The organism is Rickettsia endosymbiont of Oedothorax gibbosus (genome assembly GCF_936269705.1).
Classification (GTDB): domain Bacteria; phylum Pseudomonadota; class Alphaproteobacteria; order Rickettsiales; family Rickettsiaceae; genus Tisiphia.
This window is the reverse complement of record NZ_OW370493.1, coordinates 551758-575962: the sequence shown is the minus strand read 5'-3', so window position 1 is coordinate 575962 and position 24205 is coordinate 551758. Positions and strand designations below refer to the sequence as shown.

The window sequence follows — 24205 nt, the reverse complement described above, 5'->3', positions numbered from 1 at the left end:
GTATTTAAGTAAGACTTAATATTAATAATTGAACTAACAGCTCAACTAATAAATAGCTCATTTATTGTATCATAAATATCACAAGAATACTACAAGAATCGTCAATATATTGGTAACATGGTCGTTTAAAAGTCATAACCAATGAAACACCCCCTTGCTTTTGATATACAATTAGCTTTGTTGAGTGGTAAAAAAACCTGATACAAATATAGGTAATATTTGCTTTAGATCAGAAACGCAGTATTTACACACTGTAAGCCTTATATTATAAGGCTTACAGAATGATTTGCTATGTTAAGCAGCTAATTTATGGCTTACTTATAAGCCATTTAGCTACCAACTAATAATAATTTTATCCACTGTCTCTAGATTAACACTATTCTAAAAATTTTTAAAAAAAATTACTAATAGGCTAAAAAACCGCTGTACTCTAGGAAATAATCAAGGTATGTCTAAAAAGGATAGCGTATGGTGCGATATCAAGCGACGAGGTTAGAAACAAGAACTACAAAATTTTTAAATCTAACCTCGTGCTTCTATTTTCTCAACGAACAATAGGAATTGATTGTATGACTACCGATGATAAAAATCAACAACAAAACAAAATTTCCAATGAAAAAAATATAAATAAAAATGTTACCAGTGACAACATCCCTGGAACTAACAATGAAACAAATAATATCAATAGTGATATTATTGTTGAGCTACAACAAACCAAGAAAAAACTAAAATTAGCTAATTTACTCCATAAAGACTTTATAACAAATACAGCTCTTAGCATAAAAACTCCGTGTACTAGCATTTTTGCACTTGCTCTAACACTCCTTGAAATAGAGAACAATAACGTTAAAAAGTTGTCTATAGCCGATATTGCTGATTGTACTAAAGAACTAATTGATTACTCGACAAATATGCTAGATTTTGTTGAGTGTTATTCAAGCTTAATGTCTACCACAAACATAGTATCAGTACCAATAATTTCTAAGAAATTCAACCATGAAAAATTAGTAAGCAGAGTTATTAATAGGCTAAAACTAACCTCGAAATATAAAGGCATAAGGCTGGCAAAGAGTTTTGTTGATATTCCAGATACCATTGGTGATAGTTATCGAATTGAGGCAATATTAACTCAGTTAGTTAGTAATGCTATTAATTTCACTGAAAAAGGTCATGTTTTCTTAAACAGCGATTTTTTTCCTGCATGTACCGTACTATTACAAAATAATAAAGAGTCTAGTGGTGTAGAATCTGCAGAAGCTCAGAAAGCTAAAGATGTTTTACAATTCGTTGTTCATGATACAGGTATTGGCATGTCTGAAGAAAAGCAACAATATATTTATGAACAATTAAATAGTCTTGATAGTTCTAGCTTTACTAGCTCGACTAGCAAAGATACTGGTGAGAAATTGGAATCTAACTCAAGCTCAGAATCAAATTTAAAATTAGGATTAGGTTTGAGCTTAGTCAAACAATTTATTGCCGATCTAAATGGTAAAATTGAGATTAGCAGCCAACAAGGTAAGAGTACAACCTTTACTTTACAAGTACCAGTAAAATTACCTTTAACCAAAGAGCGTAGATATGATTAACAATATGACTAATAACTTATAAGCTTGTGAAATCATGTTAATAATAATCACTATAATAACATGATTTCACTAACCATAAAAAATATCTAATAAATTTGGAGGTACAAATATTATGAATTATATCATGTTAGTAGAATAAACTTTATGTTTAGAGTGTTTCTGTTCTCCAAATTATCTAATAGAAGGGTAGAATAATAGTTTATGAGTTTTTGTATGACAAATTTCTATTGATTTATTAACGATTGACAATCTAATTATTACTTGTTAACATCCAAGATTCCTTTTAGTATAGTATTAATTATGCAAGATACTACTACTAAAGATTTACGTAACATTATAGATAATATTAGTACTAACCTGCGTAAAAATGATGTAGCAGCTGAAATACATTGCAGATTAAAAGACCCTTGTTCTGCTTTAAATAAGATGTTAAGAAAGGCTATCTCTGTGAAAGAATTAACTGACCTAATTGGTTTTAGGATTATAGTTAATAAGCAATATGACTGTTATAAAGTATGGGTTATTCTTTATAAAATCTATCCCATTAATATGAAGAGGACTAAAAACTATATTGCCAATCCTAAGAATAATGGTTACCGTTCCTTGCATGTCATAGTTGTAGATGGTTTCTATGACCGTAACATAGAAATACAAATACGGACTAGAAGTATGCATAATATAGCAGAATTTGGTACCGCCAACCATGAGAAATATAAAAAGACCCAGGAAAAAAAGCTAATAGAGTTGTTATCTAATAAGAGACTTAATACAGCTACTATTAGTACTAAGATAAATAACGCCTATGATATTTTTAACCAGTTTAATTGGACTTTATCAGAACTTATCACTTATGAGCAGGCAATTGAAAAGCTATTGTTACAAATTCCCAAATAACTTAAAAAATTGGACTTTGGACAAAATAATTTAGCCTATATTTAGCAACTTATAATCTATATGAGATATAAAGTAATTTACTTGAGATTGCAAAAATATTAACTATAGATTGATAAACTTTTTAAAAAGTTAGCTAAAAATACTAGTTTTTTATAAAACTTACTATTTTGTAAAAAAATAGGGTATTTTGTCCAAAGTCCAATAAAAAAGATATCACAAAATTATTGGCAGTATTTTTAGTTTAGTCTAATTTACCATTAAAATAATGGAGAGGTATTTTATGGAAGACTTGCATAATTGGCAAATAAAGTTTGAATCTTGCAAATATTCTGATAGTTTACTGTGTAAACTATCTCAGCTAAACAAACAAGCAACTCATCCAGTAGATATTAACGAAATTACTAAAGCTATCTATTATGCTAAGAAATATCATGGCAAGCAAATTCGACAATCAGGCGAACCCTATTATTCTCATCCAATAAAAGTAGCTTACCTGGTTAGTAAATACACAGCCCAAGAAATTCCCAAATTATTTAAAACTGACATGATAGTTATTAGTTTACTGCATGACACGATCGAAGATACCATACTTACTGAAGAGATGATCGCTCTAATTTTTGGTAGTCAAGTTGCTAGCAAAGTGGAAGGTCTAACAAGAGTCAAGCCTTATGGTAAGATCAGTGCTAAAGAGACTTTAGATTTATTATTTAAACAAGAACAATATGATGTGATATTGATTAAATTATTTGATCGCATTCATAACTTACAAACACTAGGAATTAAATCACCAGAAAAGGCAATGAAGATCATCAAGGAAACTATGGGACATTTTATAACTCTTTGTGCATATTTGGAAATACCAACAGCAGAACAACAATTAATCAAGCTATGTCACAATAATTTGTCTATTATCCCACTGCCTTTAGGCTATGAAATTTCTTATATGGATAATTTTTAGATGCTTTTGCCAGATTTTCAAAATGCAATAATCCGTAAACAAAACCAATAATTATAGGAACCATAATAAACCATATTCCCCAATAGCCAAAACACTCAATAAGGTAGATAAAACCAAACGAGCTAATAACATATATCACAGCATGAGACACAGCAAATGTCATGCTAGCATAGGTAAAACGTTTAAATATAGGAAAGCTTTTTAAACAAATGGGAATAGCAGGGCTTAAGCATTGCTTCCATAAAACTATAAAGAATTGAATAAAAAATAACTGATAAGGAGAATTAATATTATTTAATAAATACGGACAAAATATCATAAAAATAGAAAATATTAACAGTATAATTTTCACAATTAATAATGGATACACTTTTAAACTTAAATAACATAATATTAATGTGGTTAACATATCCATTAGACAGACAATAAAATTATGATAAATAACTTCGGATAGTGTGTAACTAAAGCTAGTTTTTAAAATGTTACCACAATATATATAAATAAAATAAACACATACCGGTAAAGCACATTGTAATAAAAAGAAAGCTAGTACGGTTTTTTTATTAACTTTTTCTTGCCAAATAGGATTGTCTTGTAAAATATTTATATCTGTATTAGTTTTTTCAAAAACTCTTTTTATTCGACGTTTGGCATCAGCAAATTCAGGGGCTTCTCTAAGTTTGTTTCTTGCAACAGAACCAATAAATGCAACTATTGCACCTATCCAAAATGCTACACGCCAGTTAAAAATATCAGAAGTAACAAGCAACACAACTCCTAAAGCACCTAATGTTCCTAGGACAGCAAAAACACTTATCAATCCAACAGTTGCATACTGTATAGGTGGATTAAGCATTTCAGTTAAATAAAGTTTTGCCCCCACTATTTCGCCCATAGAAGACATACCTTGAACAGCCCGGCATATAATCGCTACCCAAGCTGCTAGACTTCCTATTTGTTCATAAGTAGGCAGATTAGCCATAACAATACATGATAAAGACATTGTAATAGTTGTGATGATAACTGTTGGCTTACGCCCTATATTATCACCTATCCATCCAAATATTAAAGCTCCTAATGGTCTAAGTATATAAGTTGCACAAAAAGTAGCTGCAAAATACAAAGTAGCAGTGTGTGGATCAGTTTTTGGAAAAAATAAGTCATTAAGAAATACTGCCATGTGTACATATATCATCAGATCAAAATATTCAAGGAAGGTTCCTATTGATAGTAACCCCACAGTTTCTTTTTGTTCTTTTATTAAACTTATTTGTTCTTCCTTGTACCCTATCATTTTATTATTTTTAATGGCTTGGCTAATTGATGATAGCAAAAAAAAATAATATTAAAAGTAGAAATATTAAGTCTTAGTTAACAATATCAGCAAATCTTAATAAAGCCTAAAGAGCCTTGGAGAGATTTCTTTGACATATTCACTATATAACTCAGGGTAATCACCTTTGAATCTTGGTAGGTCAAATGTTCTACGGATACAGTTCTTCCACGAGACAAGAACATGATCGCCCATTTTTAGGTAAATATGGAATTGCATGTAGTTCATTACTTCTAGCTTTAGACTATCTTCCGTGCAGAGTAGCTGTTGATGTATCTTCTCCAACTTATGCAGCTCGTTCACTTTTTCAGCTATTGACTCATTTGCTTCAATGATATTTTGGCTGGCAACATTTTCATGATCACTAAAAATAGCATAGTGTTTTCTTGCCTGCTCAACAGTTTGTGGCATCACTTCAGGTGAGGATGGAGTATGTTTTACAGTATCATTTAAAACAATCTCTAGAGGTTTATTTTTCTTTTTGCTCAAACTAACAATGTTTTGATCTTGATGTTGCTTTTGGTTTTTTTCTATTTTTATTCTTGTGGCTTTCATTTCTTCATCCTCTTTGCATAATGCTTTTTTTATAATCCTAAAATTAAGTTGCTACTCGCAGTATAAATGTCGAAGAGCGGAGCGTACATTTAGTATGTGAGTACCGTAGAACATGAAGTGCAACGACGTGATAACTAATTTTAGGAGTTGGTATTATGTAAAAATATTTCTCTCTCTACTAATCGTCTTTTAACTAAACCTTTAAGCTTAACACCACGGGCATAAACCCATTTAGGAAATTCATCGGCAGCTGATAAATATTCACCCCTTAACAGCTTCTGTCGTAAACTGGAAGCTTGAAAGGCACCAGCTCCACAATTGAAGACGAACGATATCAAAGCTCCCTCTTGGCAGTAGTTTAATGGTACGCGACAATATCGATAAATGGCATATTTAGCTTGTTCTATATCCTGCTCTAGCAAGTAATCAGCATGTTCCCGCGATATACCATCAGACATTTGTTGTTGTTCGTATTCTTTTATCACATGCCCCCAACCAATAGTTTTTAAACCAGCTAGGCAGTAATATGGTTGCAATCTTAGTCCTTCAAAGCTCTTAATTATATATTCTGCTTTACTATTGCTATCAATATTTGTAACCATTAACTTTACCATTACTACTACCATTGATATAGGGGTAACCATTACCATTGCTATAGGTATGACCATTATTGTTACCATTCACTCGGTATCTGCCAAAAGCTCGATGACCAAACCAAAAACCAATAACTGCACAAAATATTCCTTGATCCTCACTACTCCATAGGGTGTCAACTGATCCACCAAATTTTATGAAGATAGCTAATTTTAATGCTACATAGAGCAGAAAAAATATATAAGTAATCATTGGTCTAACACTGGTAGCTAAAAAATCAAACCAATTACCATTATTGCTGTTACTAGCTATTTGCATACCAGCATATTGATACAAATACTTACTTTCATCATTATCAGCCTTAATTTGGATTTCCTCAAGCCTAGCACTATGACCAGTTTTTAAAGCTTTTAATTGCAAATCAATTAATTTAAGTTCATGTTCTTTGTCCTTTTTATCCTTGAGAAAATGCAAAATCTCCGGTATAAAACTACTGAAAAACCCCATAAAGGCACTTAATATTGCTATCATATAAATCTCTAAATATTATACCTATTGGGCTTAAGAAGCATTAATACTATTACAACTACCATCAATAATTAGTTTTTTATTAACAAGATCAATGGTAACATTGCCGACAACATCGCTAATGTTAGCATAAGATTTCCAGCCTGATAGATTTGCTTTAATACCGTCAAAATCCAAACTCGAGGTTGGTGCATTGAGATTACCTAAGTTATTTGGTAATGCAACTGTCCAAGACTGGTTTGCAGAGACAGATCGTGCTTGAGTTTGTAAGTTAGCTACTTGCGTAGTTAAATTATTAACAATATTATCTCTTTCTCTTAGACGTTGTTCTAAATCACCTATTTTATTCAGCAAGTTCTCGGTTTCATCTTCTGCCATAATATCCGATAGGTGTAAACTAGCGAGTGAGGTTAGGCTTTGGCTTAAATCTTTGCTATTCTCAAGACTAAGGCTACTTAGGTTGTCCTGATGATTAACATATATGATATATTTTAGTTCTCTAACATTGCTAGGAATCCGGTTTATTAGGTTTTTTAGATTATCTCTACCAACTCGGTTATCTAAGTTCCAGGGTAGGACAATATAGTTACCATCATCCTCAGAGGTCATGGCTATTTTAGTGAAAGGATGTTGAGTGCCAAGATAAAAGCTTAGTGCTGCCTTAGAAAATGTTATAATGTCAGTGCCGTTGGCAGTTATTATGTGCAACTCTGCTCTATCTACCTGATTTGGTATAAAAATTTTCTCGCCCAAATGAAATTTAGCAATATCCGGTAAATGATCACTATTACTCGCGTAAACATTTCTCATGATTTTTTTAAGATTTTCGATATCTTTTGACTTGTTAAATTTGACGGTGATTTTTCTCACATAAACCTCTATAGTACCTGTGTTTCAGAGGATTTATTATAGCATAGAAAATCATACTTTGCATCATGTTTCGTGATATTTTTACATCATATTTTTTACTAATATAATTTAAGTTGTTTTTTTAATTAATACATTTATAGGTTGAGATTATAAAATAACTTTTCTTTAAAATAGAATGATGGTAATTTTATCAAAACTTACGCTATGTTATCTCAAGTATGACTAAAAACCTTGACCAAAAGTCATGCCCTCGCAGTGAATAATTTTAATAATACCCTAATACTACGGCACTTGTCGTAAAACATAGCGTAAGTTTTGACTTATAGCTTTTTCTTATACTTTTTTGCTTCTACCACTCATATTCTATAGCCTTCTAGAGTTTTGATTGATAGACATAGGTAATGTTTAACTGTAACTTTGAGTCTTACCTAGCATATTTAATCTAAAGTTTGCAAAATTGGACGATAGAAGCTTTTACTAAAATTTTTTTAAGAAGATTAATCGTTTTAGAACAAAATTTTTACCTTTTTGTAAATTAAACAGGTTTATTCATAATAATGTCCTTTACAACTCTCTATCTGGATAATTTTCGTTTCCTCATTAAAAAAATATACCAATCTATGCTTCTGATCTATTCTTCTAGACCAAAAACCGCTTAATTTATGTTTTAAAGGCTCAGGCTTTCCTATCCCATCATAGGGTGTTAGGAGAATATTATCTAGCAGCTTCTGAATTCGTTTATCTATTTTAGTATCCGTATGCTTCCAGAATTGTCTTTGCTCAAGTGCCTCATTAGACCAATAGATGACTGTCAATTTCTTTCCTTTTCTTTGCTTTTAAAAGCTGTTTCGTAATATCTTCTGCAGGAACTATGCTATCATAATTCATCCACCATTGATCTTCAGCGTTTTCTATTTGGGCAATATCTTCTTTTGAAATTGATAACAGATAATCTTTAATATCCTTTATTACATCAGTTTGAAAAAACTTATGCATTTCTTCTTTCGTAATAATTTTATTGTCACACATAATAGCTTTACACCAAATAGAATGTGTATGTGTTAAATTACGTAAATAGGCAGCTGTATGCTCACCATAAAGAGAATAGACTTTATAAATTAATCCTTTCTGCTTTTGGCTATAAATATCAAAATCTATTTCTCTAGGTGTAGGAATGATATTAGCTTCAAAAATACCGAATGTTGAACGCAAAGCTGGTGCTACTGGTCCATGTGTCCATGCTTCAATCTCTTCTTCAAAAAGTAGTTCGTCAAATAAAGCAAGATTTATCCCTTGAGCAAAATATATTAGTTTGTACAGCTTTAGCTGGGTTATGGCATCGCCGGCTTCTCTATCTACTAAAACTAAAAAATAATTAGCTATATCTAAACAACTAAGTACCTTATCTTTTTGTTTTGTATTCATAACTATTCTATAATTTTGATTATATTATTAAATTAAAATAACACTACTTGATATAACAACTTATAACATAAATAACTCATTATAAATAGACAAACTTGAGGTGTCCCACTCCCTCAACTAATAGCTGATTGAAATAACTGGGGACACCAAAAGTCATCAATAATAAATCTGGGGTTTTTAATTAATATCTGTTAAATTGAAACTATAGAGTTCAATTAATAATTACCTAGATATTTTGTTTATTCGTCCAAGTTATAAATTCAGTTTTATTTGCAGTTGAACCATCTTGTGTTTTATTGATAATTTCTAATCAAAACCTCTTCTGCATTTTTCCTGCCATTAGCTTTACAATTAATAGTGCGTGGTGCTTCTATAATCTTCTATATAAAAATCTTTATATATATGCTTTATAAACTGAAAATTAGAATTTGAAAGCATGAAATACACCCCCTTATCGTTTAACTCTTTACATTTTTGATAAAGTTTTATCTGAATCTGTTTCTGTAAAATCAAATTTGGTATATTTCTTTTATATTAATTGACTCTTTTATACTTTCTGAGCTACAATCTAGCTTAGAAACTATAAAATGGAGAATTATCATGGCTGTTAATACTACTGTTCGTGCTCGCATTGATGAGAATATAAAAGAGGAAGCTTCTATTGTACTATCAACTATGGGGCTTACTGTATCAGATGCTTTTCGTATGCTTCTAACCCGTATTGCACGCGAAAAAGCCTTGCCTTTTGATCCACTTGTACCAAATGCTAAAACAATTGAGGCTATAAAAGCCGCACGAAGTGGTAAACTAATAACTATTGGTAGCATAAATAATTTATTAACTGATTTAAATGCGAACGATTAAGCGTACTACACAATTTAAACGTGATTATACAAGAGAAAAACGTAGACAACATGGCGTAACTTTGGATAATGATTTATCGAAAGCGATTGAATTGTTAGTCATTGATGCACAATTACCTAAATGCATGCGTGAGCATCCTCTCATCGGTGATTGGAAAGATTGCCGAGATTGTCATATTAAATCCGATCTTGTGCTTATCTATCAGAAGTCGGATGATTACACGCTGAAATTAATTCGCCTTGGTTCACACAGTGAACTTAGTTTATAATTTTTCGCATAAATTTATAACTTTTTCTTACCAACTCATGTATTTGGACTTTGGACAAAAATCCCTGTTTTTTCACAAAATAGAAAGTTTGATAAAAAACTAGTATTCTGAGTTATCTTTCTAAGATTATTATTAATCTATAGTTAATATTTTTACAATTTTAGGTAAATTATTTTACATAAAAGATAAATTATAAGTTGCTAAATATAGGCTAAATTATTTTGTCCAAAGTCCAACATGTATGGAACTACCCAAAAATGCAAGAAAAAAATAATACTTGACAGAAAAAAAGCAAATGCAGTCATGTATTCGACTTAAGGCTCAATAAAGTGCCATAGCCCTGATGGAATTCGCTAACTTATGAACTTTAACATTATCACCTTAACGACTTCATTTGAGCCTGTGAGTTAAACAGTTTTTTCATAAGCTAAGGTTTGTCTTATTCATCATCAATATTATCATCTCTCGCATATTCCTTGGTAGGAATTCCTTACTTTAATTATTTTATTCCAACCGCTGATTTTTTAAAATTTAAACCTTATTTTTTTAAATTTTTAAAAAATCAGCCACCTTTATAAAAATAATTAATATTAAACTTTTAGTAACATACTTTTGTTTCACTATATGGCTGATCATTTCTTAGTACTGCAAACACTACTCTTGCTAATTTATTTGCCACCGCCACTACACTAGTATTATAACCTCGTCTCTCTTGTAGTCTAAACATCCAATCAGTGAATTTGCTCTTATCACCTGTTACTTTATCCAATTTCTTAGTTCTTAATACCCTAGCTGTAAAAACAGACCGGGCTCCATGGATTAATAAATTACGTAAATATACGTCGCCTCTTTTACTAATTACGTCAATTCGGGATAAGGATATTGTGAACATGTAGATTAAAATCAAATTTTGTTGAAGGTTTATTTTTCTTTAATGAGTAAGCAACAAGAGTAGATAATATATGGACAAAGGCATTTATTGGTGATCTATGTCTAGTATGTTCAAGGTTCATTTTATTTTTTAGATAATCAAAAACTGTTTCAATTAAGTTACGCTTTCGAAGTAAGATTTTTTCTTTCAAATCCATTAATTTATTTTCCATATTCTTCTTAATTCCATGAATCATTTTTAAGCCTCTTTCATATAAATTTAAGAACAAATTTTGCTTAATATAACCTTTATCAGCTGCTATAATTCCAGTTAATCTTTTTGTTAACTCCGGTACTGGAACCCTATCATCTACATTGCCTTTGGTCACTTTTAATGCCATAAACTCCCCTTTATTATTGATTATTACATGTAATTTAAAACCATAAAAATACCCCATAGAGGATTTACTATGTTTGGCTAATCCTTTAAAAACTTTATTGCTATAACGCCTTTTATTGTGACAAGCTTTAATCGTTGTAGAGTCAATAAAATAAATACCTGTTTCCTCACCAAACAACAAATGAATCAACATATTTAGCGGTATGAATAATCGTGCCATTAATTCAACAAATCTATTATAACTCAAGGCTTTGGGAAAATCATCCTTATGCATGCACTCTATATAACTTTTATAGAAAAATTTAAAATTCTTAGCATAGGATGTATGAAACATAATTATTATTGTTAACATTTCACTTAGACTCATGCTACAACAGCGATTTCTTTGCTTATTTGATGGTAATAACTTTCTCTGTTCATACTCCAAATAAATTTTACAAAAATCATCTATAAAACTATATAATTCTGTGATATCTTTTTTCATGCCTGTAGTTTGTTTTTTTGTTTAAAAATATAAATACTGCAGGCACTCCTTTTTGACAATCCTTTTATCTATTACTATTTCATCTATATCTTATCCCGAACTGACGTTAATTCCTAATAACCTTTCTTTCCCAACAGTTGAGTGCTGTTTTGGCACTAAACCAAGCCATGCTGATAATTGTCTACCATTTTCAAAATTTGCTGCATTGCCAATTGAGGCTGTTAATGCCGTTGCAGTTATTAAACCTAACCCTGGTATTGCCATTAATTTAGCATGGTTCTCATTATTTTTAGCAATCTGATTTAATCGTTTTTCTAAATCTATAATTCTCTTATTATTATCTCTAAATTCTTCCAGTAATAAACAAAATGTTTCTTTACTCTTATTACTCAGTTTATTGCCGTCCATAGCTGTATTTACATGGCTAATTATTTTATTTACTCCTCTCGGTATAGTTACGCCAAATTCATGCAATAAACCCCTAATTTCATTTGCCAAAGCTGTGCGATTTTTTACCAATCTTTCTCGAACCCGGTGAATAGACAAAACATCCTGTTGCTCTAACGACTTTATTGGTACAAATCTCATCGTAGGACGACCTACTGCTTCGCATATTGCTTCTGCATCTTTAAAATCATTTTTATTGCTTTTAAGTAAGCGTATGGTAAAGGTGGTCTTATAAAAGAAGGAAGATTGAAGTATTGTTCTGTGGTAGAAATAACAAAGGAATAATAGTATGAATAAGAGTAGGAGGGATATTACATCTGAACAAAAGAGGCAAATAATTTCAGAGTCATATGTGTCCGGGTGTGTTATATCACAAGTTGCTCAGTCTTATGGAATTTCAAAGGAGACATTATACGGATGGCGTAGTAGGGAAAGGAGAATAAGAGGTGAAGAGGCAGCAGTAAATAATTCAGGCAACAAATTTGTAGAATTATCAATACAGAAAACAACATTACAGGAGACAAAATGTATAATATTAAAAAAAGCTGAATTGACATTTAATGATTTTTCTTTATCAATTGAAGGTAATGTTAGTAGTAGTAAATTATTAGAGATAGTTAAAATATTGGATAGATCATGCTAGATATAGGGTATGATAGCAAGATATATCTTTGTACCGGTTGTACTGACATGCGTAAGGGGATTAACGGTTTATCAATACTGGCACAATCAATATTGTCAGATCAATTTCACAAGAGTGCCTTATTTGTATTTAGGGGTAAAAAGGCTGACCGGATAAAAATATTGTGGTGGGACGGACAAGGTTTTTGTTTATATTACAAATGTCTTGATAGCGGTAAATTTATATGGCCTAAGGTTGACGAGAAGCAATCTGTTGGAATTACTAAAGCCCAGCTATCAATGTTGATAGAAGCTATTGACTGGCGTAATCCGAAGTGGTTTAATAGACCTCAATATGCTGGATAAAAATTTGATGTAAAAGTATATATTATATATAACAGTTATGGTTTTTGATTTAAACAATTTACCTAGTGATATACCAGTGTTGCATAAGATGCTTGCGGCATTAAATAATAATATACAGTCACTAATTACAGAGAATCAATCGCTAACTACAGAAAACCAGTCATTAACCACTGAGAATCAATCATTAAGAGAACAGCTGGCATTACTAAAAGCAAAGCGTTATGGGAAATCATCAGAAAAGCTAGATAAACAAATAGAGCAGATTGAGCTTAAAATAGAAGAAAATGAGCTTATTTTAGGATTTAAAACTGAGCAAGATAATGTTAATTCTGATAAGAGTATAGCTACTGTCGATGATAGTAAGCAGAAGCCAAAACGACAAAAATTACCGGAGCATTTACCAAGAGAAGCTGCGGTATTAAAACCTGTTGATCAATGTCCTGCATGTGGTGGAGTGGAATTTCGTAAGATAAGTGATGATATCTCAGAAACATTAGAATATGTTCCATCATCATTTAAGGTGATACGGCATGTAAGGCCACGCTGTGCCTGCACCCACTGTGAGAAGATAGTACAAGCCTACGCACCGTCAAAAGCCATTGATAAAGGTAAGCCGGGGTCTGGGTTACTGGCACATATATTAATTCAGAAATATTGCAATCATCTACCACTATATCGTCAGTCGCAAATTTACGAGAGAGAAGGAGTGGAGATTTCGAGGACAACAATGGCGAGTTGGGCGGGTCAGTGTGCTAGATTGCTAGAGCCAATAGCCAAAGCAATTCAACAATGTATCTTTTCGGGTAAACAGATACATGGTGATGATACACCTGTGAGGGTTCTAGCTCCTGGGATTGGTAAAACCAAGATCGGTAGAATATGGACCTATGTATCAGATGGTAGACCTCATGGGGATCAGTCTCCAGTTGCAGTTTGCTATTTTTATAGCCCTGATCGGAAAGGGACAAGACCGCTTGAGCATCTCAAAGATTTTACAGGAGTGCTGCATGCTGACGCTTATGCTGGTTATAACCAACTATATATCGATGATGAAAAATCAGCTGCTAAGATAAAGGAAGCAGCATGTTGGGCTCATGTACGCCGTAAGTTTTACGAAGTAACAATAGCAAATGATAAAGCCAATATTGCTATTGCTATATTGGAGCAGATTGGTAAAATTTATGGCATCGAAGCTGACATAAGAGGATTAGAAGCTGATAAGAGGCTAGAGGAACGACAGAAAAAATCTAAAGTACTGGTGGAAAGTAAGCGTATGGTAAAGGTGGTCTAGAAATATTATTTATTCTAGTATAATATTCCAAGGGAGGAGGTCTGCAATTTTATTGGCTTTATAATCCTGAATTGTTGCAAGCACTTTTTGCAGATATTTCCAAGGATTGATGTTATTTAATTTAGCAGTTTCGATAATGGAATAGATAATAGCGGCAGTATGACCACCATTGTCTGATCCAGCAAAAAGCCAATTTTTTCGTCCTATGGCAATTGATCTCATTGCACGCTCTGCAGCGTTGTTGTCAATTTCTATTTTACCATCATCCAAAAATTTCATCAGTGCGTTCTGATTGTTTAAAGCATAAGAAATAGCTTTTGCCGTACTGCTTTTTTTAGGCAGTTGATCATATGCTTTCCTAAAACCTGCAAACAATTTTTCCACCAGTACTTTAGATTTTTTCTGTCGTTCCTCTAGCCTCTTATCAGCTTCTAATCCTCTTATGTCAGCTTCGATGCCATAAATTTTACCAATCTGCTCCAATATAGCAATAGCAATATTGGCTTTATCATTTGCTATTGTTACTTCGTAAAACTTACGGCGTACATGAGCCCAACATGCTGCTTCCTTTATCTTAGCAGCTGATTTTTCATCATCGATATATAGTTGGTTATAACCAGCATAAGCGTCAGCATGCAGCACTCCTGTAAAATCTTTGAGATGCTCAAGCGGTCTTGTCCCTTTCCGATCAGGGCTATAAAAATAGCAAACTGCAACTGGAGACTGATCCCCATGAGGTCTACCATCTGATACATAGGTCCATATTCTACCGATCTTGGTTTTACCAATCCCAGGAGCTAGAACCCTCACAGGTGTATCATCACCATGTATCTGTTTACCCGAAAAGATACATTGTTGAATTGCTTTGGCTATTGGCTCTAGCAATCTAGCACACTGACCCGCCCAACTCGCCATTGTTGTCCTCGAAATCTCCACTCCTTCTCTCTCGTAAATTTGCGACTGACGATATAGTGGTAGATGATTGCAATATTTCTGAATTAATATATGTGCCAGTAACCCAGACCCCGGCTTACCTTTATCAATGGCTTTTGACGGTGCGTAGGCTTGTACTATCTTCTCACAGTGGGTGCAGGCACAGCGTGGCCTTACATGCCGTATCACCTTAAATGATGATGGAACATATTCTAATGTTTCTGAGATATCATCACTTATCTTACGAAATTCCACTCCACCACATGCAGGACATTGATCAACAGGTTTTAATACCGCAGCTTCTCTTGGTAAATGCTCCGGTAATTTTTGTCGTTTTGGCTTCTGCTTACTATCATCGACAGTAGCTATACTCTTATCAGAATTAACATTATCTTGCTCAGTTTTAAATCCTAAAATAAGCTCATTTTCTTCTATTTTAAGCTCAATCTGCTCTATTTGTTTATCTAGCTTTTCTGATGATTTCCCATAACGCTTTGCTTTTAGTAATGCCAGCTGTTCTCTTAATGATTGATTCTCAGTGGTTAATGACTGGTTTTCTGTAGTTAGCGATTGATTCTCTGTAATTAGTGACTGTATATTATTATTTAATGCCGCAAGCATCTTATGCAACACTGGTATATCACTAGGTAAATTGTTTAAATCAAAAACCATAACTGTTATATATAATATATACTTTTACATCAAATTTTTATCCAGCATATTGAGGTCTATTAAACCATTTTGGATTTCGCCAGTCAATAGCTTCTATCAACATTGATAGCTGGGCTTTGGTAATTCCAACAGATTGCTTCTCGTCAACCTTAGGCCATATAAATTTACCGCTATCAAGACATTTGTAATATAAACAAAAACCTTGTCCGTCCCACCACAATATTTTTATCCGGTCAGCCTTTTTACCCCTAAATACAAATAAGGCACTCTTGTGAAATTGATCTGACAATATTGATTGTGCCAGTATTGATAAACCGTTAATCCCCTTACGCATGTCAGTACAACCGGTACAAAGATATATCTTGCTATCATACCCTATATCTAGCATGATCTATCCAATATTTTAACTATCTCTAATAATTTACTACTACTAACATTACCTTCAATTGATAAAGAAAAATCATTAAATGTCAATTCAGCTTTTTTTAATATTATACATTTTGTCTCCTGTAATGTTGTTTTCTGTATTGATAATTCTACAAATTTGTTGCCTGAATTATTTACTGCTGCCTCTTCACCTCTTATTCTCCTTTCCCTACTACGCCATCCGTATAATGTCTCCTTTGAAATTCCATAAGACTGAGCAACTTGTGATATAACACACCCGGACACATATGACTCTGAAATTATTTGCCTCTTTTGTTCAGATGTAATATCCCTCCTACTCTTATTCATACTATTATTCCTTTGTTATTTCTACCACAGAACAATACTTCAATCTTCCTTCTTTTATAAGACCACCTTTACCATACGCTTACTTAAAAGCAATAAAAATGATTTTAAAGATGCAGAAGCAATATGCGAAGCAGTAGGTCGTCCTACGATGAGATTTGTACCAATAAAGTCGTTAGAGCAACAGGATGTTTTGTCTATTCACCGGGTTCGAGAAAGATTGGTAAAAAATCGTACAGCTTTGGCAAATGAAATTAGGGGTTTATTGCATGAATTTGGCGTAACTATACCGAGAGGAGTAAATAAAATAATTAGCCATGTAAATACAGCTATGGACGGCAATAAACTGAGTAATAAGAGTAAAGAAACATTTTGTTTATTACTGGAAGAATTTAGAGATAATAATAAGAGAATTATAGATTTAGAAAAACGATTAAATCAGATTGCTAAAAATAATGAGAACCATGCTAAATTAATGGCAATACCAGGGTTAGGTTTAATAACTGCAACGGCATTAACAGCCTCAATTGGCAATGCAGCAAATTTTGAAAATGGTAGACAATTATCAGCATGGCTTGGTTTAGTGCCAAAACAGCACTCAACTGTTGGGAAAGAAAGGTTATTAGGAATTAACGTCAGTTCGGGATAAGATATAGATGAAATAGTAATAGATAAAAGGATTGTCAAAAAGGAGTGCCTGCAGTATTTATATTTTTAAACAAAAAAACAAACTACAGGCATGAAAAAAGATATCACAGAATTATATAGTTTTATAGATGATTTTTGTAAAATTTATTTGGAGTATGAACAGAGAAAGTTATTACCATCAAATAAGCAAAGAAATCGCTGTTGTAGCATGAGTCTAAGTGAAATGTTAACAATAATAATTATGTTTCATACATCCTATGCTAAGAATTTTAAATTTTTCTATAAAAGTTATATAGAGTGCATGCATAAGGATGATTTTCCCAAAGCCTTGAGTTATAATAGATTTGTTGAATTAATGGCACGATTATTCATACCGCTAAATATGTTGATTCATTTGTTGTTTGGTGAGGAAACAGGTATTTATTTTATTGACTCTACAACGATTAAAGCTTGTCACAATAAAAGGCGTTATAGCAATAAAGTTTTTAAAGGATTAGCCAAACATAGTAAATCCTCTATGGGGTATTTTTATGGTTTTAAATTACATGTAATAATCAATAATAAAGGGGAGTTTATGGCATTAAAAGTGACCAAAGGCAATGTAGATGATAGGGTTCCAGTACCGGAGTTAACAAAAAGATTAACTGGAATTATAGCAGCTGATAAAGGTTATATTAAGCAAAATTTGTTCTTAAATTTATATGAAAGAGGCTTAAAAATGATTCATGGAATTAAGAAGAATATGGAAAATAAATTAATGGATTTGAAAGAAAAAATCTTACTTCGAAAGCGTAACTTAATTGAAACAGTTTTTGATTATCTAAAAAATAAAATGAACCTTGAACATACTAGACATAGATCACCAATAAATGCCTTTGTCCATATATTATCTACTCTTGTTGCTTACTCATTAAAGAAAAATAAACCTTCAACAAAATTTGATTTTAATCTACATGTTCACAATATCCTTATCCCGAATTGACGTATAAAGCAAAAATATCTTGCTCTATTTCAATTGAAGACACCAGAACCATCAGCTCGCTCTTATCATTTCTATATGCGGTAAAATTAACCTTTCTATTCCATAATATACCACTACAAGCCCTATACTCTAAGGCTTTAACATCACTAAATATTCTTTCAATGGTTAAAGTTCTTAAACCTTTTGTAAGACGAATTTTATGATCCATTTTTAATGGAATAACAAACTTTAGATGGTTATTTATCAGAAAGTCTAACCATTCTTTATTCATAAATTCTCTATCAGCAAGCAAATATTTTATTCTTTCAACGCCAAAATTATTAATAAATTTCTGTAAAAATTCCTTCATAAATTCTGCAGAACACCCGCCACCATGCGACAAAGTCTTCCAGAATATTGGCACCGATATTTTACCAATTACCATTACTAAAAATAAAATATTAATATCGGATTTACCAAATTTCCAACTTGTCCTATCCATTGCTACGACATAATTTTTTGAAGCAAAAAAGCTTAATAGCAAATAGCCAACCTTCATATAATCAAAATTAAAATCTTTTAAAAAACGATAAATTCTATGAGTTTTTGACGTCGCTTTAGCATCACCTAAAATACCAAGTGCTAAACCTTTTTGATAAATTGAGCTGCCCGTCAGCAAACTAATTACCATACCAACCAAACATTTTAATCTTGATTTATTTCCGTCTATATATAAAATCAATTCTTGAAGTATTATATTATGCATTTTGTTATAAAAATACCTACCTTATACTACTTCACACCACTCTAAATCAACCATTCTTCTTCATCTTCTCAAAATTGTAGGGTACTATAGTTTTATTCTTAAAACCTTGTACTAACAACTCAAGACCTTGTTTTTTCCAGTTACTGATCTGTGTTGCATGAACACCATACTTACTGGTTATCTGGGCTATTGTTAGCTCTCCCTTAATTGCTTCTATGACAATTTTGGCTTTCTCCTCAGCACTATATTGCCTTACTTGTTTTTTCATCTCTAGCTCTCCTTGTTTGCTAAAGAATTCTATCTCATTTTTCTTATTTTTCTGTCCAAAATATTGGGACCATTATAGTATCCACAAATTGCTAAATCTTGGTATGTTCATTGGGAAAATTTAATGGTTTTTCTAGAATACCCTGAGGCGATAAGGAAAGTAATATACACAACTAATAGTATAGAATCTGTCAATAGCCAATTACGTAAGGTTACTAAGAATAAAAGGGTTTTTCCAAATGATAATGCCGTTTTTAAGACCTTATATTTGGCAATTGATTATATGACCAAGAAATGGGTTATGCCGATTCCGAACTGGAACGCAGCTATGGCTCACTTTTTGATAAAATTTGAAGGTAGAATTTAAGCCCTATGAAAAATTTACACACTTAATTAGAAAGGCTCAAGATAATTGCTATGGAATTTGTCAACAAAGAAAATAAAAAAATAGAGCCACAAAGGAAGCGGTCATATATTCGGCATCGAGTGCCATAATGGTTTCTGCATTCTTATAAATATGAGCCTTTCTAATTAAGTGTGTAAATTTTTCATAGGGCTTAAATTCTACCTTCAAATTTTATCAAAAAGTGAGCCATAGCTGCGTTCCAGTTCGGAATCGGCATAACCCATTTCTTGGTCATATAATCAATTGCCAAATATAAGGTCTTAAAAACGGCATTATCATTTGGAAAAACCCGTTTATTCTTAGTAACCTTACGTAATTGGCTATTGACAGATTCTATACTATTAGTTGTGTATATTACTTTCCTTATCGCCTCAGGGTATTCTAGAAAAACCATTAAATTTTCCCAATGAACATACCAAGATTTAGCAATTTGTGGATACTGTTTACTCCATTTAGCTTCAAAAGATTCTAAAGCAAGATGTGCTTCTTCCTCTGTGCTAGCAGTATATATAGGCTTTAAATCAGCCGCTAATTCTTTTCGGTCTTTATATGATATATATTTTAAACTATTTCTAATCTGATGTACAATACATAATTGATGTTCGGTTTTCGGAAAAACTGCTTCTATTGCCTCAGACATACCGGTTAAATTATCACTGCAAGCAATAAGCATGTCTTGCATACCTCTGTTCTTCATCTCAGTAAAATTACCAAGCCAAAATTTAGCTCCTTCATTTTCACTGTTCCACAATCCTAAAATATCCTTCCTTCCAGATAAATCAATACCTAATGCTACATATACAGACTTATTGATAATTCGTTTATCTTGACGTACTTTTACTACTAAACAGTCAAAAAATACTATAGCATATACTCGATCCAATGGTCGGCTTTGCCATATCTTGACATCCTCAATTACATCATCAGTAATTTGACTTATCAAACTTTCGCTAACGTCAGCTCCATACAATTCTTGCATTTGAATCTTAATATCAGATAAGCTCATTCCTTTAGCGTATAACGATATTATTTTATCATCAAATCCTTCAATACGTCTTTGACGCTTCGGAATTAATGCAGGTTCAAATGTACTACTTCTATCCCTTGGAACCTCAATCTCTACAACTCCATTATTTGTTACTAGATTCTTTACTTTACTACCATTACGAACATTATTGCTATCAGTATGACAATATTTATCATATCCTAAGTGATTATTCATCTCTGACTGCAATGCCTTCTCTACAAGCCTTTTGGTTAATTGTTTTAATAAACCATCCTCTTTAAATAAAGTTGATATATCTGTATCATTATTTATTAATAAATCTATTGCTTGATTCATTGCTTCATTTTGTTTGTGACGCATTATAATTTCTCCTTTTGTTATATTATATTTTTATATAACCTTTGAAAAATTTACACACTTATTTGTACAGAGCCATAAATATCCTTGAGTGACCTCTCATTCCCACGGCTTCTAGAGCCTCGACATAATTACGGATTTTATTCAGAATACTTATTCATTAACTCTTTAACTTTCGTTCTCTTTATTGTTACTATTCTTTACTCGCAATATTTATCAATTACCAATTTTTATTTAGTTGACATAGTTTCTTCTTTTTTCTCAACTAAACTAATTTGCAACATATTCGCTACCATTGGTGACTACTGCATAAGCAATCCTTGCTAACTTATTTGCTAAACCAACACATATAATATTATATGATTTATTTTCAGCAAATTTCTTCACTGCCCACTGCACGCACTAGTTTATCTTTCGATTCCTTACCACTTTTTGCTCTTATTGCTATTGTCCTTGCGGCTTGAATCAACATAGTTTTGGCATATCTATCTCCCTGTTTGGTAATCCCTCCTAAAACTATCTTATCTCCTGAGCTATGTTGCTTTGGTACCAAACCAAGCGAAGCAGCAAAATCCCTCGGGGTTGGATAACTTTCCATTGGGGCTACACTCAAACAACTAGCATTGATTGCTCCAATGCCAAAAATTGTCTGCAACCTAGTAGCTTTCTCACTTTGCTTATTATTGCTGATAATCAGCTTTTCTAAAGTTTTCTCTTTGTCACATAAATCCTCAATTTCTTTACATTCTAAAAGTAAAATTGACCGTATCCCAGAATTTATATAACCTTTACTATACGCTAACTCTACCTCCAGCCTACATGATTTGCAAAATTTATTGTCCCAAAATTTGGTTAAAACCTCCGGCTTCAGCCGGAAAAGACTTCAGTCCTTGTTCTAAAATATTTCAATTTACTAATGTTATCATATATATTATTCTCTGAATAGAGAATAATATATATGACTGATTATAGTAAGTCTAGCCACACCGTATTTTACCACCGCTTCCATATCGTTTGGATTACTAAGTATCGATACAAAGTACTCACAGGTAACCTCAGGATTAGAATTAGAGAAATTATTGCTCAGGTAGCAGAATATCTTGGTATCAAAATCATCAATGGAATATTATCTGCCGATCATGTCCATATTATGGCTGAAATTCCACCTCATATATCCATTAGTCAGTTTGTTAAAGCAGCTAAAGGACGTTCATCATATAAAATTCAGCAAGAATTTCCTGAAATTAGAAAAACTTACTGGGGACGCCACTTTTGGGCTAGGGGCTTCTTTAGCTCAACCAGTGGTAATGTCACTGATGATATAATCAATAACTACATTAACAATCATTCAGATGCACATCAGCCTAATAATGTAATGAATATCTCTTTAGAGTAAATCCGTGACTTCTAGTCGCAACTTCAACCTACCAGCTTCAGCTGGTTAGTTATTGAGTTTTACTTAATTTTGTATTATAGCCATATTCACATAAACTTGATATTGTAGAATTAGTTTTTTGCACACGATCTCTGATCGTATTACTTCTAATTTTATGCAAAAATTTTATATCTTGTTCCTCTTTGCTTTTTGGCAGCACAGTTTTTAATTCTGGATCACGAGCCGCTTTGCATATTGCTAACGCATCGTTATAATCATTTTTCTGTTTCGATGTAGCATAAACTTTTACATCTTTTGTTTTCATTAGTTTGACTTGCAAACCAAGCTTAGCAATTTCCTGTGACCAATAATTAGCTCCTCCACATGCTTCCATAGCTACCAATGAACTTTTATCGAGATTGCTTAAATAGGCTATTAATACCAATTGCAATAATTAACACGGTGTGTTTATCCAGTCTCTATACATAATTGATTTTACTAAATCTACATTATGAGCAAATTGATTCCAAGCGTAACAAGCCATAGTGACGATATCTTCATATACACCATAACATTGGTTAGACAAGAAATGATTTTTGATCCATTCCCAAACTTGTTCCATTGCATTAAGTTCCGGTGCATAGGGCGGAAGCGGTATCAAAGTGATATTGCTTGGCACAGTTAGTTTTTTGGCTGTGTGCCAACCTGCATTATCCGTTAGTAAAGCTATATGTCGGTTGCCTTGAATACTGCGAGAAAGCTCTTCTAAGAATTTATTCATTGCCTGTGTGTTTGCATATGGTAAAATTAATGCAAAAGCTTCTCCTGTATCATGGCAAGCAGCTCCATAAATATATGTTGAAATGAATTGCTGTTGCCGAACTTTACGGGGTCTAGTGCCACGCTTAGCCCATATACGAGTTAAGCTACCTTGTTGCCCAACTCGAGTTTCATCCTGAGACCATATATCAACTTTACATCTATCGATATTTTTTGGTAATAATTTTGTTAACATGTCTGGGAAGTTTTTTTATATGTATTTTGAGTCTCTTGATTTGACTTTGGATGCATTGAACGAGAAGTAATCCAGCTAAAACCAAGGCGGTGCATAGTATTGTAGACTGTTTTTAAAGCGCATTTAGCACCATATTCCTCAAGTAACATGATATGTAGCTCCTTTCCAGTTATATACCCACCAGTTTTACTTTCACTGAGCGTATTGATTTTATCAAAAAGAGCAGACTCTTGTATAGTGTTAATCTTCCTAGGGGCGCCGCTTCTTTGTGATTCAAATAATCCTTCAAAACCATGATTCCTAAATCTTCTGAGCCATGATTGCACAGTTTTCCAGTGTGACTTCACTATTTCAGATATGGCTTTTAAAGATTTGCCTAATTGAAGGTGATACATCGCCAATAAACGTATACGATTTCGACCATGCGGCTCATGTTTCATCATTTTTATAAAATCATGACCATGAAAACCTTGTGGTAATATTAACCTAGCCATTTGAGTACCTTTATCAGTTAAAAACCCATTTTACACCACTGCGTTAATTATTGCAATTGGTATAACTCATCTCTTGTAACTTTTTGATAACCTATTTTTTTGCCATTTTGATCGACTTGCACCAAGTGCATACTATTTTTTGCTAAATCTATTCCTATTATAGTATTTTTTATGCTATTATTTATCATGGTATGGACCTATTAATTAAATTATTAT

General features: G+C 32.5%; 31 protein-coding genes and 3 pseudogenes. 12 read left to right on the top strand and 22 right to left on the bottom strand.

Annotated elements, in window-relative coordinates; genetic code table 11:
* Positions 1-569: 569 nt before the first annotated feature.
* The 3 genes from NBW66_RS03220 to NBW66_RS03210 all read left to right on the top strand — a co-directional run bounded on the left by NBW66_RS03220 (position 570) and on the right by NBW66_RS03210 (position 3441).
* Positions 570-1589 carry a sensor histidine kinase gene (locus NBW66_RS03220; RefSeq protein ID WP_250311732.1) on the top strand — a complete coding sequence of 340 codons (1020 nt, stop codon included), beginning with the start codon at positions 570-572 and terminating at the stop codon, positions 1587-1589.
* Between the two features lie 300 nt (positions 1590-1889).
* A complete protein-coding gene (locus NBW66_RS03215) occupies positions 1890-2483 on the top strand; it encodes a nucleotidyltransferase family protein (protein WP_250311731.1) in 594 nt (197 codons plus the stop codon).
* A gap of 280 nt (positions 2484-2763) precedes the next feature.
* Positions 2764-3441: an HD domain-containing protein gene (locus tag NBW66_RS03210; protein ID WP_250311730.1), complete on the top strand. Its 678-nt coding sequence runs from the start codon at positions 2764-2766 to the stop codon at positions 3439-3441.
* On the opposite strand, the gene NBW66_RS03205 is transcribed toward NBW66_RS03210, so the two are convergent.
* From NBW66_RS03205 to NBW66_RS03175, 7 genes are all read right to left on the bottom strand, one after another.
* Positions 3392-4735 carry an MFS transporter gene (locus NBW66_RS03205; protein WP_250312251.1) on the bottom strand — a complete coding sequence of 448 codons (1344 nt, stop codon included), beginning with the start codon at positions 4733-4735 and terminating at the stop codon, positions 3392-3394. The genes NBW66_RS03210 and NBW66_RS03205 overlap by 50 nt on opposite strands.
* A gap of 96 nt (positions 4736-4831) precedes the next feature.
* Complete coding sequence (locus NBW66_RS03200) at positions 4832-5329, bottom strand: hypothetical protein (protein ID WP_250311729.1); 498 nt, start codon at positions 5327-5329, stop codon at positions 4832-4834.
* Between the two features lie 140 nt (positions 5330-5469).
* Positions 5470-5931, bottom strand: a complete 462-nt coding sequence (locus tag NBW66_RS03195; RefSeq protein ID WP_250311728.1) for a lysozyme — start codon at positions 5929-5931, stop codon at positions 5470-5472.
* Positions 5915-6454 carry a hypothetical protein gene (locus NBW66_RS03190; protein WP_250311727.1) on the bottom strand — a complete coding sequence of 180 codons (540 nt, stop codon included), beginning with the start codon at positions 6452-6454 and terminating at the stop codon, positions 5915-5917. Before NBW66_RS03190 ends, NBW66_RS03195 begins: the two co-directional genes overlap by 17 nt.
* A 30-nt stretch (positions 6455-6484) precedes the next feature.
* Complete coding sequence (locus tag NBW66_RS03185) at positions 6485-7321, bottom strand: hypothetical protein (RefSeq protein ID WP_250311726.1); 837 nt, start codon at positions 7319-7321, stop codon at positions 6485-6487.
* Between the two features lie 545 nt (positions 7322-7866).
* Complete coding sequence (locus NBW66_RS03180) at positions 7867-8136, bottom strand: Txe/YoeB family addiction module toxin (protein ID WP_250311725.1); 270 nt, start codon at positions 8134-8136, stop codon at positions 7867-7869.
* Positions 8114-8746: a Panacea domain-containing protein gene (locus NBW66_RS03175; RefSeq protein WP_250311724.1), complete on the bottom strand. Its 633-nt coding sequence runs from the start codon at positions 8744-8746 to the stop codon at positions 8114-8116. The genes NBW66_RS03180 and NBW66_RS03175 overlap by 23 nt, the downstream gene beginning before the upstream one ends.
* Before the next feature lie 600 nt (positions 8747-9346).
* On the opposite strand from NBW66_RS03175, the gene NBW66_RS03170 reads away from it, so the two are divergent.
* Together NBW66_RS03170 and NBW66_RS03165 are read left to right on the top strand one after the other, a co-directional pair.
* The gene (locus NBW66_RS03170; RefSeq protein WP_250311723.1) at positions 9347-9610 is read left to right on the top strand and encodes a type II toxin-antitoxin system RelB/DinJ family antitoxin; all 264 of its coding nucleotides are present in this window, start codon (positions 9347-9349) and stop codon (positions 9608-9610) included.
* Positions 9597-9878 (top strand): type II toxin-antitoxin system YafQ family toxin, encoded by a 282-nt coding sequence (locus NBW66_RS03165; RefSeq protein ID WP_250311722.1) that lies wholly within the window; start codon positions 9597-9599, stop codon positions 9876-9878. Before NBW66_RS03170 ends, NBW66_RS03165 begins: the two co-directional genes overlap by 14 nt.
* A 598-nt stretch (positions 9879-10476) precedes the next feature.
* Here NBW66_RS03165 and NBW66_RS03160 read toward each other — a convergent pair.
* The 3 genes and pseudogenes from NBW66_RS03160 to NBW66_RS03150 all read right to left on the bottom strand — a co-directional run.
* On the bottom strand, positions 10477-10647 hold the full coding sequence (locus NBW66_RS03160; RefSeq protein ID WP_250311721.1) for a hypothetical protein: 171 nt from the start codon (positions 10645-10647) through the stop codon (positions 10477-10479).
* A 94-nt stretch (positions 10648-10741) separates the two neighbouring features.
* Positions 10742-11632: an IS982 family transposase gene (locus NBW66_RS03155; protein ID WP_250310582.1), complete on the bottom strand. Its 891-nt coding sequence runs from the start codon at positions 11630-11632 to the stop codon at positions 10742-10744.
* Positions 11633-11737: 105 nt separating this feature from the next.
* Positions 11738-12286 (bottom strand): annotated as a pseudogene (locus tag NBW66_RS03150) (IS110 family RNA-guided transposase); the annotation flags it as partial.
* 82 nt (positions 12287-12368) lie between these two features.
* Here NBW66_RS03150 and NBW66_RS03145 point away from each other — a divergent pair.
* The 3 genes from NBW66_RS03145 to tnpC (NBW66_RS03135) are packed head-to-tail and all read left to right on the top strand — an operon-like array spanning position 12369 to position 14357.
* Positions 12369-12722 carry a transposase gene (locus NBW66_RS03145; protein WP_250311719.1) on the top strand — a complete coding sequence of 118 codons (354 nt, stop codon included), beginning with the start codon at positions 12369-12371 and terminating at the stop codon, positions 12720-12722.
* On the top strand, positions 12716-13066 hold the full coding sequence (gene tnpB / locus NBW66_RS03140; RefSeq protein ID WP_250311006.1) for an IS66 family insertion sequence element accessory protein TnpB: 351 nt from the start codon (positions 12716-12718) through the stop codon (positions 13064-13066). Before NBW66_RS03145 ends, tnpB (NBW66_RS03140) begins: the two co-directional genes overlap by 7 nt.
* A gap of 37 nt (positions 13067-13103) precedes the next feature.
* A complete protein-coding gene (gene tnpC, locus NBW66_RS03135) occupies positions 13104-14357 on the top strand; it encodes an IS66 family transposase (protein WP_250311720.1) in 1254 nt (417 codons plus the stop codon).
* Between the two features lie 9 nt (positions 14358-14366).
* Here the strand turns inward: tnpC (NBW66_RS03135) and tnpC (NBW66_RS03130) are convergent, their stop codons facing one another.
* From tnpC (NBW66_RS03130) to NBW66_RS03120, 3 genes are read right to left on the bottom strand one after another with little or no spacing between them, the layout of a single operon-like run.
* Complete coding sequence (gene tnpC / locus NBW66_RS03130; RefSeq protein WP_410525809.1) at positions 14367-15962, bottom strand: IS66 family transposase; 1596 nt, start codon at positions 15960-15962, stop codon at positions 14367-14369.
* A 37-nt stretch (positions 15963-15999) separates the two neighbouring features.
* Positions 16000-16350 (bottom strand): IS66 family insertion sequence element accessory protein TnpB, encoded by a 351-nt coding sequence (gene tnpB / locus NBW66_RS03125; protein WP_250311006.1) that lies wholly within the window; start codon positions 16348-16350, stop codon positions 16000-16002.
* Positions 16344-16697, bottom strand: a complete 354-nt coding sequence (locus tag NBW66_RS03120; protein WP_250311719.1) for a transposase — start codon at positions 16695-16697, stop codon at positions 16344-16346. The genes tnpB (NBW66_RS03125) and NBW66_RS03120 overlap by 7 nt, the downstream gene beginning before the upstream one ends.
* A gap of 82 nt (positions 16698-16779) precedes the next feature.
* Between NBW66_RS03120 and NBW66_RS03115 the strand changes: the two are divergent.
* Together NBW66_RS03115 and NBW66_RS03110 are read left to right on the top strand one after the other, a co-directional pair.
* Positions 16780-17328 (top strand): annotated as a pseudogene (locus NBW66_RS03115) (IS110 family RNA-guided transposase); the annotation flags it as partial.
* A gap of 105 nt (positions 17329-17433) precedes the next feature.
* Positions 17434-18324 (top strand): IS982 family transposase, encoded by an 891-nt coding sequence (locus tag NBW66_RS03110; protein ID WP_250310582.1) that lies wholly within the window; start codon positions 17434-17436, stop codon positions 18322-18324.
* Here the strand turns inward: NBW66_RS03110 and NBW66_RS03105 are convergent.
* Both NBW66_RS03105 and NBW66_RS03100 read right to left on the bottom strand, forming a co-directional pair.
* On the bottom strand, positions 18311-19069 hold the full coding sequence (locus tag NBW66_RS03105) for a transposase (protein ID WP_250311718.1): 759 nt from the start codon (positions 19067-19069) through the stop codon (positions 18311-18313). The two genes, NBW66_RS03110 and NBW66_RS03105, sit on opposite strands and share 14 nt — an antisense overlap.
* A gap of 46 nt (positions 19070-19115) precedes the next feature.
* Positions 19116-19337, bottom strand: coding sequence for a transposase (locus NBW66_RS03100; RefSeq protein ID WP_250311717.1), 222 nt, complete (start codon positions 19335-19337; stop codon positions 19116-19118).
* Between the two features lie 78 nt (positions 19338-19415).
* Here NBW66_RS03100 and NBW66_RS03095 point away from each other — a divergent pair.
* Positions 19416-19703 (top strand): annotated as a pseudogene (locus tag NBW66_RS03095) (transposase); the annotation flags it as partial.
* Positions 19704-19893: 190 nt separating this feature from the next.
* Here the strand turns inward: NBW66_RS03095 and NBW66_RS03090 are convergent.
* The 3 genes from NBW66_RS03090 to NBW66_RS03085 all read right to left on the bottom strand — a co-directional run bounded on the left by NBW66_RS03090 (position 19894) and on the right by NBW66_RS03085 (position 21760).
* On the bottom strand, positions 19894-21108 hold the full coding sequence (locus tag NBW66_RS03090; protein ID WP_250311715.1) for an IS256 family transposase: 1215 nt from the start codon (positions 21106-21108) through the stop codon (positions 19894-19896).
* Positions 21109-21375: 267 nt separating this feature from the next.
* Positions 21376-21504, bottom strand: a complete 129-nt coding sequence (locus tag NBW66_RS14410; protein WP_284346674.1) for a hypothetical protein — start codon at positions 21502-21504, stop codon at positions 21376-21378.
* Positions 21476-21760, bottom strand: coding sequence for a transposase (locus NBW66_RS03085; protein WP_250311714.1), 285 nt, complete (start codon positions 21758-21760; stop codon positions 21476-21478). The genes NBW66_RS14410 and NBW66_RS03085 overlap by 29 nt, the downstream gene beginning before the upstream one ends.
* A 303-nt stretch (positions 21761-22063) precedes the next feature.
* Here NBW66_RS03085 and tnpA point away from each other — a divergent pair, with 303 nt between their 5' ends.
* Positions 22064-22501, top strand: a complete 438-nt coding sequence (gene tnpA, locus NBW66_RS03080) for an IS200/IS605 family transposase (protein WP_250310592.1) — start codon at positions 22064-22066, stop codon at positions 22499-22501.
* A gap of 49 nt (positions 22502-22550) precedes the next feature.
* Here the strand turns inward: tnpA and NBW66_RS03075 are convergent, their stop codons facing one another.
* From NBW66_RS03075 to NBW66_RS03060, 4 genes are read right to left on the bottom strand one after another with little or no spacing between them, the layout of a single operon-like run.
* Positions 22551-22931, bottom strand: coding sequence for an IS110 family transposase (locus NBW66_RS03075; protein ID WP_250311713.1), 381 nt, complete (start codon positions 22929-22931; stop codon positions 22551-22553).
* Between the two features lie 3 nt (positions 22932-22934).
* Positions 22935-23495 (bottom strand): IS630 family transposase, encoded by a 561-nt coding sequence (locus tag NBW66_RS03070; RefSeq protein ID WP_250310543.1) that lies wholly within the window; start codon positions 23493-23495, stop codon positions 22935-22937.
* On the bottom strand, positions 23489-23989 hold the full coding sequence (locus tag NBW66_RS03065) for a helix-turn-helix domain-containing protein (RefSeq protein WP_250310542.1): 501 nt from the start codon (positions 23987-23989) through the stop codon (positions 23489-23491). The genes NBW66_RS03070 and NBW66_RS03065 overlap by 7 nt, the downstream gene beginning before the upstream one ends.
* Before the next feature lie 47 nt (positions 23990-24036).
* Positions 24037-24177, bottom strand: a complete 141-nt coding sequence (locus NBW66_RS03060; protein ID WP_250311712.1) for an IS110 family transposase — start codon at positions 24175-24177, stop codon at positions 24037-24039.
* Between the last annotated feature and the right edge of the window lie 28 nt (positions 24178-24205).

What these genes read in the sequence shown, in the direction of transcription:
- NBW66_RS03220 (WP_250311732.1), top strand. Translation starts at nt 570, where the DNA reads ATGACTACCGATGATAAAAATCAACAACAAAACAAAATTTCCAATGAA.
- NBW66_RS03215 (WP_250311731.1), top strand. Translation starts at nt 1,890, where the DNA reads ATGCAAGATACTACTACTAAAGATTTACGTAACATTATAGATAATATT.
- NBW66_RS03210 (WP_250311730.1), top strand. Translation starts at nt 2,764, where the DNA reads ATGGAAGACTTGCATAATTGGCAAATAAAGTTTGAATCTTGCAAATAT.
- NBW66_RS03205 (WP_250312251.1), bottom strand. Translation starts at nt 4,735, where the DNA reads ATGATAGGGTACAAGGAAGAACAAATAAGTTTAATAAAAGAACAAAAA.
- NBW66_RS03200 (WP_250311729.1), bottom strand. Translation starts at nt 5,329, where the DNA reads ATGAAAGCCACAAGAATAAAAATAGAAAAAAACCAAAAGCAACATCAA.
- NBW66_RS03195 (WP_250311728.1), bottom strand. Translation starts at nt 5,931, where the DNA reads ATGGTTACAAATATTGATAGCAATAGTAAAGCAGAATATATAATTAAG.
- NBW66_RS03190 (WP_250311727.1), bottom strand. Translation starts at nt 6,454, where the DNA reads ATGATAGCAATATTAAGTGCCTTTATGGGGTTTTTCAGTAGTTTTATA.
- NBW66_RS03175 (WP_250311724.1), bottom strand. Translation starts at nt 8,746, where the DNA reads ATGAATACAAAACAAAAAGATAAGGTACTTAGTTGTTTAGATATAGCT.
- NBW66_RS03170 (WP_250311723.1), top strand. Translation starts at nt 9,347, where the DNA reads ATGGCTGTTAATACTACTGTTCGTGCTCGCATTGATGAGAATATAAAA.
- NBW66_RS03165 (WP_250311722.1), top strand. Translation starts at nt 9,597, where the DNA reads ATGCGAACGATTAAGCGTACTACACAATTTAAACGTGATTATACAAGA.
- NBW66_RS03155 (WP_250310582.1), bottom strand. Translation starts at nt 11,632, where the DNA reads ATGAAAAAAGATATCACAGAATTATATAGTTTTATAGATGATTTTTGT.
- NBW66_RS03145 (WP_250311719.1), top strand. Translation starts at nt 12,369, where the DNA reads ATGAATAAGAGTAGGAGGGATATTACATCTGAACAAAAGAGGCAAATA.
- tnpB (WP_250311006.1), top strand. Translation starts at nt 12,716, where the DNA reads ATGCTAGATATAGGGTATGATAGCAAGATATATCTTTGTACCGGTTGT.
- tnpC (WP_250311720.1), top strand. Translation starts at nt 13,104, where the DNA reads ATGGTTTTTGATTTAAACAATTTACCTAGTGATATACCAGTGTTGCAT.
- tnpC (WP_410525809.1), bottom strand. Translation starts at nt 15,962, where the DNA reads ATGGTTTTTGATTTAAACAATTTACCTAGTGATATACCAGTGTTGCAT.
- tnpB (WP_250311006.1), bottom strand. Translation starts at nt 16,350, where the DNA reads ATGCTAGATATAGGGTATGATAGCAAGATATATCTTTGTACCGGTTGT.
- NBW66_RS03120 (WP_250311719.1), bottom strand. Translation starts at nt 16,697, where the DNA reads ATGAATAAGAGTAGGAGGGATATTACATCTGAACAAAAGAGGCAAATA.
- NBW66_RS03110 (WP_250310582.1), top strand. Translation starts at nt 17,434, where the DNA reads ATGAAAAAAGATATCACAGAATTATATAGTTTTATAGATGATTTTTGT.
- NBW66_RS03105 (WP_250311718.1), bottom strand. Translation starts at nt 19,069, where the DNA reads ATGCATAATATAATACTTCAAGAATTGATTTTATATATAGACGGAAAT.
- NBW66_RS03100 (WP_250311717.1), bottom strand. Translation starts at nt 19,337, where the DNA reads ATGAAAAAACAAGTAAGGCAATATAGTGCTGAGGAGAAAGCCAAAATT.
- NBW66_RS03090 (WP_250311715.1), bottom strand. Translation starts at nt 21,108, where the DNA reads ATGCGTCACAAACAAAATGAAGCAATGAATCAAGCAATAGATTTATTA.
- tnpA (WP_250310592.1), top strand. Translation starts at nt 22,064, where the DNA reads ATGACTGATTATAGTAAGTCTAGCCACACCGTATTTTACCACCGCTTC.
- NBW66_RS03070 (WP_250310543.1), bottom strand. Translation starts at nt 23,495, where the DNA reads ATGTTAACAAAATTATTACCAAAAAATATCGATAGATGTAAAGTTGAT.
- NBW66_RS03065 (WP_250310542.1), bottom strand. Translation starts at nt 23,989, where the DNA reads ATGGCTAGGTTAATATTACCACAAGGTTTTCATGGTCATGATTTTATA.
- NBW66_RS03060 (WP_250311712.1), bottom strand. Translation starts at nt 24,177, where the DNA reads ATGATAAATAATAGCATAAAAAATACTATAATAGGAATAGATTTAGCA.